Raw genomic sequence first — 14,141 nt, forward strand, 5'->3', positions numbered from 1 at the left:
AAATATATAAAGTAATAGTTTTTTCATACTCTGTAAGATATAATATCAAAATTACTTCAATTAATTTAAATTGTACAATATATAAGACAATTAATGTTATTTAATCGACGAGTCAGCTTATTTTCACAAAAAGAAAAGCATAACTCAACGAAAATTCAATTTATCAGAGTATTAAATTTAAAACAGAATAGTATAAATTTGCAGCATCTTAAATAATTTGTTTTGAAGCTCTTTCATTCTATAAACGATTTTCAGTCAACCAAGAAAACAATTTTAACTCTTGGTACCTTTGACGGCGTGCATATTGGTCATAAAAAAATTCTGGAACGAATTACACAAAATACTGAAAACGGAAAATACGAAAGTCTTGTACTTACTTTTTTTCCGCATCCACGAATGGTTCTGCAAGAAAAATCAGAGATCAAATTGCTGAATACTATTAGCGAAAAAACAGAACTCCTTGAGGCAACTGGTATAGAAAACTTAATTGTTCATCCGTTTAACGAAAGTTTTTCAAGATTGACTGCAGAAGAGTTTGTTCATACTATTTTGGTGGATAAATTCCAGATTCAGAAAATTATTATTGGACATGATCATCGTTTTGGACGCAATCGAACTGCTAACATTGATGATTTAATTGCTTTTGGAAAAGAGTATGATTTTGAAGTAGAACAAATATCTGCCGAAGAAATTCAAGATGTTTCGGTAAGTTCTACTAAAATCAGAAATGCTTTAAAAGAAGGAAATATGGCTTTGGCCAACGAATATCTAGGATACAATTACTTTTTAAACGGAACGGTGGTAAAAGGAAAACAACTGGGAAGAACTATTAGTTTTCCTACTGCAAATATTTACATCGAAGAAGATTATAAACTAATTCCAAAAATTGGTGTGTATGTTGTAAAAGCTGTAGTAAATGAAGAAATTGTTTATGGAATGATGAATATTGGCTTTAACCCTACGGTTAATGGTGATAAACAGACTATAGAAGTTCATCTTTTTAATTTCGACAAAGACATTTACGATCAAAATATTAAAGTTTCATTGCTGCATTATATTCGCGAAGAACAAAAATTTGGTTCTGTAGATGCGTTAAAAGCGCAGCTTCATCAAGATCAAATTGAGGCCTTGGCTTTCATAAATCTTCTTTAAAAAAATCGCATCTTATAGTTTTTGCTGTTTTTAAATCATCGTAGTTATTTTTTTAGTAAATTTGATAGAAGACTGTTTTTCAAATATTTACTATTAACTTCTTTAAAAATAAGCACTATGAAACTACCTAAAGAAATTACCAACGGTTTTTTGATTTTTCTCGGAATCGGCATTTATTTTTTATTGATGAATGTACTAGGGTTAGCAAATTTGTTTTATCTAAGAACACTTAACGTATTCTTTATATTCTATGGTGTAAACAGAACAATGCAGATGAACCTTCGTGAAGGAGAAACCAATTTTGTATCTAATGCTGTTTCTGCAATGGCTACGTCTGTAGTCGGCGTATCGATGAGTGTATTTGGCTTATTGGTTTACAGTTATGCTCGAGGCGGAGACGCATATGTAAGAACTCTATCTGAAACATTTCTGTTCGGAGGAAATCCATCAGTACCAACTTATTGTATTTGTTTATTGTTTGAAGGAATTGCTTCATCTGTAATCGTCACTTTAATGATGATGCTGTACTGGAATAATAAATATGCTGCTGATTAAATAATCAAAAATAAAAACACACTTTGACACTCTAAAAATCATAGAAATTCTTAATTCTATGATTTTAGGGTGTTTCTTTTTTGAAAAAAAGTTGAAAATCTTCATTTTTAATAAGCTAATAAATCTGTTATCATAATTTACTTACTTTTAATGCTCCAAAAAACAATTTATCCATGAGCATTACAAAACACAACTGGACAAAAGACGAAATAATTGCCATCTACAATAAACCATTGATGGATCTGCTTTATGAAGCAGCTACAATTCACAGACAGCAACACGACCCAAACGTAGTTCAAGTCTCCACTTTACTTTCTATAAAAACAGGCGGATGTCCAGAAGATTGTGGCTATTGTCCGCAGGCTGCAAGATACAATACGGGAGTTGAAGGAAATGATCTAATGACTGTAAGTCAGGTAAAAGCTCAAGCTTTGAGAGCTAAATCTAATGGATCTTCTCGTGTCTGCATGGGAGCAGCTTGGAGAAATGTAAAAGATGGTGAAGAATTTGATCAGGTTTTAGAAATGGTCCGTACGATTAACAAACTTGATATGGAAGTTTGCTGCACTTTAGGAATGCTTACAGAAAATCAGGCGCATCGTTTGGCAGAAGCAGGTTTATATGCTTATAATCACAACTTAGATACATCTGAAGAATATTATAAAGATGTAATTTCAACTCGTGGTTTTGAGGACCGTTTACAAACTATTGAAAATGTTCGCAAAACAAATGTTACAGTTTGCAGCGGAGGAATTATCGGAATGGGAGAAAGTATTGAAGACAGAGCTGGAATGCTTGTAGCTCTTTCTACTTTAAATCCACAGCCAGAATCTGTTCCAATTAATGCATTGGTGGCAGTTGAGGGAACTCCAATGGAAGAAGAAAAACCAGTTGAAATCTGGGAAATGATTCGCATGGTTGCCACTACACGAATTGTAATGCCAGAAACACAAGTTCGTTTGTCTGCAGGAAGAACAAATATGTCACGTGAAGGTCAGGCAATGTGCTTTTTTGCAGGAGCAAATTCGATATTTGCAGGAGATAAATTACTTACTACTCCAAATCCTGATGTAAATGAGGATATGAAAATGTTCGAAACTTTGGGAATGATGGCGCAAAAACCTTTTATTAAAATAATGCAGCCCAAAACAGTTGAAGCTTCCGATTCTCAATTTAATTCTTTGGGAGAAAAACCTAAATGGTCACGACCAAATCATAAAATAGAAAGAAATATTGATGCTTCGATCAGATCAAAAAAATAATTAAAAGAGTTAATAAATTTCAATAAATATTATTAAATTGCTTATGCACAGAGTTATAAGCAATTTTTTTATTTATAAAAATGAAATTAAAAGAAATAGAAAGGGTTAAGAAAATCTCTAAAGAAGATTTTATTTCCCAATATGTAAAAAAACAAATTCCAGTTGTTGTTGAAGAACTGACCGAAGACTGGCCGGCTTATCAAAAATGGAAATTATCCTATATTAATGATATCGCAGGTGATATCACCGTTCCCTTGTACGATGATAGGCCTGTAAACCATGAAGAAGGATTTAATGAAGCTCATATGAAAATGAAAATGAGCGACTATATTAACCTTTTAGAATCAAAACCTACCAATTACCGCATTTTTCTTTATAATTTAATGAAGGATGTGCCGACGCTAAAAAATGATTTTTTATGGCCGGATATTGGTCTCAAATTAGTCAAACAATTACCAATGCTATTTTTTGGCGGAGAAAACGCAAGGGTTTTTATGCATTATGATATTGATTATTCTAATATTCTTCATTTTCATTTTCATGGAGAAAAGCAGTGTATGATTTTCGCACCAGACCAGTCAAAATATATGTATAAAGTACCTCATGCTTTAATTTCGAGAGAAGATATTGATTTTGATAATCCCGATTATGAAAAATTTCCTGCTCTAAAAAATGCTGAAGGATATATTACGAATCTAAAACATGGAGAAATGTTATATATGCCAGAAGGATATTGGCATTATATGAAGTATTTGACACCTGGTTTTTCTATGAGTCTTCGTGCTTTTCCTAAAAACATTGCCAATCTATCTAAAGCAGCCTATAATGTTTTTATTATGCGTCACTTTGATATTATGATGCGAAAAATTAAAGGCCAGAAATGGATTGATTATAAAAACGAAAAGGCGATTACAAATACAAACGAAAATTTACGCCGCAGCGCTTAATGATAAAAAAAATCGGTTGAGTTTTAATTCTCAACCGATTTTTACTTTAGTTATAGACTATTTTTTTCGTTACAGTTTTTCCGTTATCCAATGTAATTTTTACCAGTAGCACTTGAGGTCCAGAATGCAGATTTGTAATGAGCCATTCTTTATCATCAATTTCATTTTTATAATATAGTAGTTTTCCTCCAACATCATAAACAGCTGCTTCTTGGATATTTTCTTTATCTGAGAAAGACTGCAGTTTAATATTTTTTTCTCTAACTGAGACAGAAATATTTCCATTAAGGTTTTCAAAATTTTCGTTACCTAAAACAGCATCGTTAGGATTTGTATATCGAAGCACAAAGCGATCAGGAAAAACTCCAATTGTTGTAGTAAATTTATAACCTCCCGTTTTAAGATTGTGTATCGTTTTAGTTACATTATCTTGCAAGTAAATTACCTGATTATCCAAATTCCCATCTGTATGATCTATAGCAATTGTAAATTCTCCTTCTAAAGCAGATCGATATCCTAACGGAATTGTATCAGATGCAACGAAAGGAATTGCGCGCCCTTGAATTACTAACTTTTTGTTTTCATTAATACTATAAAAATCGATATACGGATTTGCATCCATACTCACTGCGTCATAATTGTTATCCCATAAATTTGTTGCACCAGTTATATATCCTATTAAAAGTTGTTTAAAAGCTCCTTGTGTATTTGTTAAATTTAACCAAACACGGTATTTTTCAATTTCAGTTGTAGCTACGGACTTGTAAAATTGGCTATTACGATTAGGAACTCTCATTGAATTTGTAAAAACAGCTTTTTGATCAGTTATTGATTTTGCGAAAAAAGATTGTCCTGCAGCAATATATCCTAAAGGAGGATCCTGATTACCTGGTGTTGGCGCTCCAATTCCTGTCATTCCTCCAACTGTTACATTACCAGATAAATTATAAATTGCATAATCATTATCTCCATAATGAAAATTATTATCTCCAGGAACACTTTGAGTTGGTAATGTATTATGCGTCCAAAAATATAATGTCCCATAAAAATTAGCTGCATTATCATAAATAAATTGATCCGCGTAAATTGCAGATGGATAAGGGTTTCCAATTAAATTAAATTTTTCAGGAACTGCTTCTGGTCCTAAAACCAGTCCATTATTCGGAACTCCAATAAATTCTGCTTGATAAACTTGAGGCGTATCAATATCATAATTTTGAGGTGCGCGAATACTATAACCCGTACCTTTTACCATTTCTTCAGTTCCGTTATAAATTATAACCCATCGAGGTCCAATTACATATTTATAAAATTTATCTCCCAATGTATTTGGTGATAAATTGTAAAGTGTAAATGCTGGTACTCTTGTTACTGGCGAAGACCAGTAGGTAAGGTCGTAACGTCTTATTGGTGAGGTATTTCTTCTATAAGTTATATTTCCAGTATTAACAGCATTTGAAACTTGCACTAAACTGGAATTATTTTCAAAAATGAAAACTCCATTGCCTACTACGTTTACCTCATTTGTCACTGTAATTGTATTAGAACTTTGTACAACTAGCGATCCATTATTCTCTATTGTTAATCTATTTGCGAAAAAACTGCCATTAGTTCCCGAAATAATTGGACTTGTTGCCAAGGCAGGAATATTAACACAATCAGAAGCCAAAGGAACCCCAGATGGAGTCCAGTTTGATGCATTTCCCCAATTAGCATTAACACTTCCATTCCAAGTCTTAGTAATTAACACATTTATTGTAATAGGCGTTGATGGAGATTCACAACCTGAGGTATTATTTTTAACTTTTACATTATAAGGCCCAGGAGCCAAACCTGTAAATATACCAGAAGTATTACTATAATCAACTCCATTTATGCTATATGAATATCCTGTTCCCGGTGCAGGCGAAGTGACCGTTATTATACCTGCATTATTTTCGCAGCTTGGCTGTTGTGTCGCAGAGGCAGTTGGTGCAGAAACTGCATTTACAGTTAAGGAAACTCCCTGATTTACTGGACATCCATTTGCCGTAGAAATTGTCATCACACCATTATATGTCCCTGCTGCTGTATTGGCCGGAACATTAACATTAATAACGGTTCCGGATCCAGAACTGAAAGGAAATGGCGTTGTTCCCTGATCTGTTAATGCAACCCAATCTATAGCATAATTAATTGGGGATCCCGTTGTAGAATTGTAATTTAAAGTCGTTGTTTGTGCAGATCCACTTTGGCAAACAGCAACAAATATTCCCGATGTGCTTATGGTTGGACTACCATTCACTGTTAAAGAAACTGGTTGAGTTGCTGAACATCCATTAGATGTCAAAATCGTCATTATACCTGTATAAGTTCCAGATGCTGTATTGGCAGGAACATTAATTGTATTAATACTTCCTCCTCCAGCAGCAAAAGCGAAAGCAGTTGTTCCCTGATCTGCCAATGTCGCCCAATCGATTGAATAACTTATTGGTGAATTAGTGGTTGCGGTGTATGATAGAGAAGAGGATTGCACACTAGCGCTTTGGCAGACTGCTGTTAAAGTTCCTGAAGTCGTAATTGTTGGAAGAGCATTAATTGTTAAAGAAATATTTTGATTAAAATAACATCCATTAGATGTGAGAATCGTCATTACTCCTGTATAAGTTCCAGATGCTGTATTGGCAGGAACATTAATGGTATTAATACTTCCTCCTCCAGCAGCAAAAGCGAAAGCAGTTGTTCCCTGATCTGTCAATGTTGCCCAGTCAATGGAATAACTTATTGGTGAATTAGTGGTTGCTGTATATGTCAAAGAAGCAAGCTGTGCGGAAGCTCTTTGACAGACTGCCGTTAAAACACCTGAAGTCGTGATCGTTGGCACCGCATTTACTGTTAAGGACACAGACTGAGTTGCTGAACATCCATTAGATGTTAGAATCGTCATTGTACCTGTATAAGTTCCAGATGCTGTATTGGCAGGAACATTAATGGTATTAATACTTCCTCCTCCAGCAGCAAAAGCGAAAGCAGTTGTTCCCTGATCTGTCAATGTCGCCCAATCGATTGAATAACTTATTGGTGAATTAGTGGTCACGGTATATGTTAGAGAAGAGGATTGCACACTAGCACTTTGGCAGACTGCTGTTAAAGTTCCTGAAGTCGTAATTGTTGGAACTGCATTAACTGTTAAGGACACAGACTGAGTTGCTGAACATCCATTGGATGTGAGAATCGTCATTACTCCTGTATAAGTTCCAGGTGCTGTATTTGCAGGAACATTGATGGTATTAATACTTCCTCCTCCAGCAGCAAAAGCAAAAGCAGTTGTTCCCTGATCTGTCAATGTCGCCCAATCGATTGAATAACTTATTGGCGAATTAGTGGTTGCGGTGTATGATAGAGAAGAGGATTGCACACTAGCGCTTTGGCAAACTGCTGTTAAAGTTCCCGTTGTTACAATTGTTGGATTATTGCTAACTGTAACTGTAAAATTATTAGCCGCCGATACACAGCTGGTGACATTTTTCACAGTTAATGTTCCTGTATAAGTGCCAGGAGATGTTCCTGCTGGAACGGCAATACCAATTGAATTTGCAGGCAAAGATGCATCTGTAACAGTTGCAAAACTATTTGTGGGACTTCCGCTCCAAGTAATACTGTAAGTTGTTGGCAAATTGGTTGTTGCAGAATAACTTAAATTAGCTGTTTGAGCTGAAGTATTAAAACAAACTATTCCAACACTTCCTAAGGTTATAGTAGGTAGAGGATTTACTGTTATTGTAAAATTACTTCCAGTTGATGAACATCCATTTGCATTTCTTACAGTTATGGTTCCTGTATAAGTGCCAGGTGATGTTCCTGCTGGAACGGTAATAGGAATTGAATTTGCAGGTAATGATGTATTTATAACTGGAGCAAAAGTATTTGTCGGACTTGAGTTCCATACAATGCTGTAAGTAGTAGGTGAATTTGTGGTTGCACTATAACTTAAATTTGTCACTTGACTTGAAGTGTTGAAACACACTGCTCCTGCTGTTCCTAAAGTTATTGTTGGCAGAGGATTTACAGTAATCGTAAAATTGTTAGCAGCAGATGTACAACCAGCTACATTACGTACAGTGAGAGATCCCGTATAAGTTCCTGGCTGTGTGTTTGCTGGAATAGCTATATTAATCGACCCTGCACTCAAAGTCGCATTAGTAACTGTTGCGAAACTATTGGCTGGAGATGCATTCCAGGTAATACTATAAGTGTTTGGCGAATTGGTTGTAGCGCTATAAGTTAATGTTGTATTTTGTGCAACCCCATTTGTACACACAGCTGTAGTTGTACCTAATGTAATGCTAGGTTGTGCTCCAACTAGAATCGTTGTTGCATTATTTGAACTAATGGTTGAAGTACAATCCATTGACGCCAAAGAAGTAACAGTAATTGTACTATTTCCAATAACATTCAGCCCCGTTGCTGTAAACTGTCCTGTTCCTGCTGTTCCAACAGTCATAGTGGCTGTTAAACCTGTAGCTGATGGACTGCTTCGACTGTAAGTTACTGTATAAGTTCCTTTTGGCAAACTAGTTGTGCTTCCTGTTAATTGTACTAATGAGGTAGTTCCAGTGGCTGTACAAACATTTGCTGCCGAAGTTCCTGTTAAACTATAAGTTTTGCAGGTGTAGGTTAAAATCATGTGTCCTCTTGCACCACCGCCACCGTTTTGAGTTGACAATAATGAACTTATTCCGCCACCGCCACCGCCGCCATAATTACTTCCAGAATTTCCAGCACTGTTTCCTAAAACTAAACTAGATATTGCTGCACCTCCTGCTCCGCCGCCGCCAACAGTATTCCCACCTGCTCCGCCGGCTCCTGACCAAAAAATTGCACCTAAAAGCGCGCTAGATCCCGCCGTACCATTTGCACCTGCTTCTGTCGCTTGACTACCAACAGCACCTGAACCTCCATTTCCACCACTAGGAGTTCCACCTGTATTTGCAGTACCTCCTGATCCACCTGGAGCATAAAAAGAGGCATTGTATCCTGTTACAAAAGAAGCACCCCCAGAAGCACCATTACTACTCCCTCCTGCAGTCGCTGTCCCTACGTTAATGGCTAAAGTTTGGGGAGTTGATGTTGCAATAATACCTCTTGCATATGCGCCGCCGCCGCCGCCGCCGCCACTTCTTCCAACCGTTAATGTAGCTACTGCAGCTCCTCCTGCTCCTCCTGCTCCCCAGCCTTCTACTGTAACCTGATCTATTCCTGCAGGAAGGACCAAAGACCCAGTTGCAGGGAATGGATGTGCTAGTGTTTGTGCTTTTGAAGCAGAATAAAAAAACAATAAAATTAAAATGAAACTATATCTTAATTTAAAAATAGCATTCAATTTTAGTATTTTATCAGTATAAATAAGTCGAGTAAAATGACTGAAGAATCTCAGTTGTGGAAGTAAATTTCTTTTCATCTTGTGCATTTAATAATTGAAAAATAAATTCAAATTCAAACAAGATCAATCCCAAATTTCTAGAAGATAATAGACTTAACAAAAGTGTATAAATGGTATTTGCACTTATATACATCCTATTGAGATAAAAAATCCTATCAATTTTAGAATTACTCTTAAGGCAGATAAAAATTTTGAACAGTGCTTAAAGAAAAAATTACGTTTAGGCTAGTAAAACAAATTGCTTTTAATCGAATTTTATAGCGCTTAATCGATTAATTACTATAACAAGGTACGATTTTATTTACAATCAAATTCACAATGTAGTATTAAACATATAATTTTAACACTTTAAAATAAAAATTTAAAAAAAATAGGAAAAAACTGTTAATAAAAATCTCACAAAGAACCAAAATAATGATTATCAGTATTTTAAAATATGTTTTTAAGTAAAAAAAGCCTTTTACAAAATTTTGCAAAAGGCCTTTATAATGAAGAATATTAGTTTAGAAAATAACTTTTTTTGAAGTTGAACTGCCATTGTGAAAAAACACTTTGACCAATAAAACCTGATGAGAAGTAAACAAATTTTGGACAGATAACTTTTTTGTTTCTAGATTATCTATTTTTTGTAATTGGTTTCCTGAAACATCATAAACGACAACTTCTTTAATATCTTCTTTCAAAGATTCAATATTAATAATTCGATTTCTTATATATATTAAAACTCCTTTTAGATCCTTTTCATTGGTTTTATTTCCTAGAGTTTTATTAATATAAATTATTAAAAAACGATCATTAAAAGTTCCAATATCTGAATCAAACTGATATGAAATCTCACTAAGATTATGAATTTTATTTGAAGTTTTATCTATTAAAAAAATACTTTTATCATCAAAGAATTTATCCTGGTGATCAATCTCTAAAGTCAGCATATCTTTAACAGTTGCTTTATAGCCCAAAGCAATAGAATCAGTTGAAACAAAAGGCATTGCCCTGCCTTGAATTGCTAATTTTTTATTTTCTACGATACTGTAAAATTCAACTGTCTGTTCAGAACTTAAAAAATCTGCATCATAATTCAAGTCCAGAGCATTAGAAGCTCCATCTGCGTAACCAAGGAGAATCTGTTTACAGGCTCCATCATTATCTTTAAGATTCAACCAAAATCGATGTTTTTCTTCTTCTTCTTTTTTAATAGCTGAATCTTTAGAAGGTTTAAAAAAACTACTATTATTTCCTGAAATCCGCATACTATTATTAAACTCTACAGTACCTTCCGTATTACTTTTTATAAAAAATGCCTGCCCTGAAGCTATTGTCCCATCTGGAGCTGAATTACTGACACCAGAATTCGAAGAAGATCTTGTTCCAACCCCACCTAGGAGGTTATAAACTGCAAAATCATCTTTCCCATATTTATTATTTAAAGGCGGAGTATTATGAGTCCAAAAGTAAAGTGCTCCTTTTGTTTTTGTTGCGTTGCTTTTTAAAAAAGCATCTGCGCTGATGGCTGATGGGTATGGATTTCCAATTAAATAATATTTATTCGCAACTGCAAAGTAAGATTGTATTTTACCGTTATTTGGAACACCTTTAAAAGTCCCTTCAAATATCGTACGCTCTATAAGCGAATAATATTGAGGAGCCCTAATATTATAACCCTGTCCTGGAATCATAGTCATTGTTCCATTATAATTAATTGTCCAGCCAGAAATTGGATCATACCAAAAGAATTTATCTCCCAGGGTATCTGGTGAAAAATCAAATAATAGCTGATTATTTACAGGTGAAGACCAATAAGTAAGATCATATCGAATTACGGGATTTGTTTTTCTTTTTAAATGAATAATTCCAGTATTCAGCATATCATCATCGGTCTGATATAAGCTGGCAGAGTCTTCCAAAACTAAAGTTCCAGCACCTGTGTATGCAAATTCAATTCCTAAAGTGTTTTTTTCTAATAGAGTAACAGTTTTATCTTGATCAATATTGCATCCGCAAACATTCGTTGTGGTCAAATTAGGATAGTTATCTTTAAAATAAACATCTTTACCAGCCGAAGGAAAACCATTTGACCATGAAATTCCGTTCCAACTTGTTGTATTTACACATAGTTTTAAACGTGCAATTCTATGTTTTGAAATACTAGATACCGAATTAAAATTTCCACCAATCAACAATTTATAATCTTCAGTAAAGTTCATTGAAAAAAGCGTATTATTTAATTTTGATGTAAAGGAATTATCATAAGAGCCAGATGGTAATAATCGAATCAGTCTCAAAGATGAAACATTTTTATATGTTCCTGAAAAGCTTCCTCCAACTAAAATCCTATCATCCGGCTGGACTAAAATAGCACGAACATCTCCTTTGCTAAAACCAGTTCCTGATTCATATGTATTATCAAGACTTCCATCACTATTTAATCGAACGATTTTCTTTTGCGAAATTCCATCAAAAGTTAAAAAGGATCCTCCAACAATAATTTTCTGATCAGATTGCAATGCAATTGCGTAAACATATTTATCGAAACCATTGCGGATATTAAAACTTGAATCGACACTTCCATCAGCATTCAAGCGCACTAAGCCTGCAAAGGGTACATTATTAAATGTTTTGAAGTGACCTCCTACTAGAATTTTTCCGTCTGATTGTATAACTAAAACCTCAATCGTTCCATCTGCTCCTGAACCGATATTGAAATCCAGATCTTTTGATCCATCTGGGAGTAGTCTAACAATTTTACCCGTATTTACACCATTATACTTTGCAAATGCTCCTGCGACAATAACTTTTTGATCAGGCTGAATTGCTAATGCATACACTTGTCCGTTAAATCCATCACCAATATTAAAGGAATTATCTATTTGTCCGTTCGAAAAAATTCTAACGATTCGATTATTTAAAACATCATTGTATTTAGTAAAGTTTCCTCCTAATATAATCTTTCCATCGGTTTGTAATGCAGTTGTTTTTATCAAATTATTTGCTCCTGAATTTTCAGGATTAAAAGAGGGATCAATTGTTCCGTTTTCTAAAAGACAGGTAATTTTAGGAACCATTATTCCGTTAAATTTTTTAAAATTTCCTGCAACAATTGTTTTCTTATCAGAAATAGGCAGAATACTTAAAACAGAATTATCAAATCCAATTCCCGAAGATAAATATGATATATCGTGTTCTCCTTCTTGATTTATTTTTGCTAACTTACCTTGATTTTGTTCATCAAAAACAGAAAAAGATCCACCTATAAACCATGATCCTTCATCATCAAATTCCAAACTTAAAACAGATGATGTAGCAGGTCCTGAACCGATATCAAAATCTTGCTTTAAAGTTCCATCTGCATTCAGAAAAACCAATCTATTTACTTCAACACCATTATAAAAACCCTTAAAGGATGTTCCAACCATAATGTCTCCTGTTGCATTCAATTTGAGAACTTGCACACCTTCTTTGTTAAAACCTGAGCCAGTTAAAAAACTTTCATCTTTTGTTCCATCATCATTCAACCGAATAATCCGATTAGCTGTATTTCCATTGTAATTTGTAAAATTACCACCTAAAATAATTTTCCCATCTGATTGTAAAACAATAGCATTTACATCATCGTCAAAAGCAGCTCCAGTGCTAAAACTAGAATCGAAACTTCCGTTTATGTTTAACCGAATAATTCGATTTGCTGGAGTACCGTTGAATGTGATAAAATTTCCAGTAAGAATTATTTTTTCATTAGTAGTAACTTTAACATGTGAGATATTTAATGACGATCCAGAACCCGTCAAAAATGAAGAATCGAGTGTGCCATTTGGAAATAAACGTGCAATTCTATTTACTGTAGTACTTGTATATTTGGTAAAACTTCCAACAATAATTATTTTTTCGTCTGACTGGACTGCAATGTCGTAAACAATTCCTGTTGTTACTCCGACAGTGGTATTAAAACTAGGATCATAAGATCCATCTGAATTTAAGCGAATAAGCCTCCCTGCACTAATTCCATTATAATTAGTAAAACTGCCTCCTAGAATTATTTTACCATCGGCTTGCAGATAGGATGCATATATTTTGCCATTAAAACCAGTTCCTGTGTTGAAACTTTCGTCAATAGATCCGTCGGGATTTAATCTAGTGATATAGGAAACAGGAAATCCATTTAGGCTTAAATAATCACCTCCAACAATTAAATTTCCATCTTTTTGCAAGGCAAGCGTTCTTACCGCTCCATCAAATCCATCTCCATTTTGTCCATCATCTAGTATATTAAAGGTGTTGTCTACTTTACCTTGCTGAGCAAAAATTTTCCCAGCTGTAAACAATGAAAGAATGAGAATTGGTACTAAAAGTAAATTTTTAATCAAAACAAAATAATTAAAGTTAAAATATGTAAGAATTCAGCTAAAATTATAAAGTATTAATAAGGGACGCAATACCAAGATTTAGGGATATTTTGACATAAAAAAAGTCCATTCTTTTTATGGAATGGACTTTTTTAAAATCTAGGTTGTGTTTACTATAAATTACTATAAATAATTTTCTTAGTAAAAGTATGCCCGTTTTCTAAAGTTATTTTGACTAATAAAGCTTGATCACTTGAATTTAAGTTTGAAATTTGTAATTCTGATGAATTTACTCTGTTTTTGCTATATAACAGTTGCGCTCCAATATCGAAAATCTTTACTTCTTTTAGTGCTTCTTTTGAAGAAGTAATTCTAACTATTTTATTTTTAACTGAGACTAAAATTCCATCTGAAATATTTTCAAAGTCATCTGTTCCTAAAGTTTTAGAAGTATAACGAAGGA

Annotated in this window: 7 protein-coding genes; 4 read left to right on the plus strand and 3 right to left on the minus strand. The window is 34.0% G+C overall.

What is annotated here, in order from left to right; translation table 11 throughout:
* The first annotated feature begins 222 nt into the window (after window positions 1-222).
* The 4 genes from EDB96_RS20175 to EDB96_RS20190 all read left to right on the plus strand — a co-directional run bounded on the left by EDB96_RS20175 (window position 223) and on the right by EDB96_RS20190 (window position 3,916).
* The gene (locus tag EDB96_RS20175; protein ID WP_134142785.1) at window positions 223-1,152 is read left to right on the plus strand and encodes a bifunctional riboflavin kinase/FAD synthetase; all 930 of its coding nucleotides are present in this window, start codon (window positions 223-225) and stop codon (window positions 1,150-1,152) included.
* Window positions 1,153-1,269: 117 nt separating this feature from the next.
* A complete protein-coding gene (locus tag EDB96_RS20180) occupies window positions 1,270-1,707 on the plus strand; it encodes a hypothetical protein (RefSeq protein WP_057115285.1) in 438 nt (145 codons plus the stop codon).
* 173 nt (window positions 1,708-1,880) lie between these two features.
* Window positions 1,881-2,969 (plus strand): biotin synthase BioB, encoded by a 1,089-nt coding sequence (bioB, locus tag EDB96_RS20185; RefSeq protein ID WP_057115286.1) that lies wholly within the window; start codon window positions 1,881-1,883, stop codon window positions 2,967-2,969.
* 80 nt (window positions 2,970-3,049) lie between these two features.
* On the plus strand, window positions 3,050-3,916 hold the full coding sequence (locus tag EDB96_RS20190) for a cupin-like domain-containing protein (RefSeq protein WP_057115287.1): 867 nt from the start codon (window positions 3,050-3,052) through the stop codon (window positions 3,914-3,916).
* Between the two features lie 46 nt (window positions 3,917-3,962).
* Here EDB96_RS20190 and EDB96_RS20195 read toward each other — a convergent pair whose 3' ends face one another.
* The 3 genes from EDB96_RS20195 to EDB96_RS20205 form a co-directional block, all read right to left on the minus strand.
* Window positions 3,963-9,356, minus strand: a complete 5,394-nt coding sequence (locus EDB96_RS20195) for a T9SS sorting signal type C domain-containing protein (RefSeq protein ID WP_134142786.1) — start codon at window positions 9,354-9,356, stop codon at window positions 3,963-3,965.
* Window positions 9,357-9,841: 485 nt separating this feature from the next.
* The gene (locus EDB96_RS20200; RefSeq protein WP_134142787.1) at window positions 9,842-13,699 is read right to left on the minus strand and encodes a T9SS sorting signal type C domain-containing protein; all 3,858 of its coding nucleotides are present in this window, start codon (window positions 13,697-13,699) and stop codon (window positions 9,842-9,844) included.
* Window positions 13,700-13,851: 152 nt separating this feature from the next.
* Window positions 13,852-14,141, minus strand: a 290-nt coding sequence (locus tag EDB96_RS20205) for a T9SS sorting signal type C domain-containing protein (RefSeq protein ID WP_134142788.1), incomplete at its 5' end; no start/stop codon positions are given.

The organism is Flavobacterium sp. S87F.05.LMB.W.Kidney.N (assembly GCF_004366435.1).
Lineage (GTDB): Bacteria > Bacteroidota > Bacteroidia > Flavobacteriales > Flavobacteriaceae > Flavobacterium.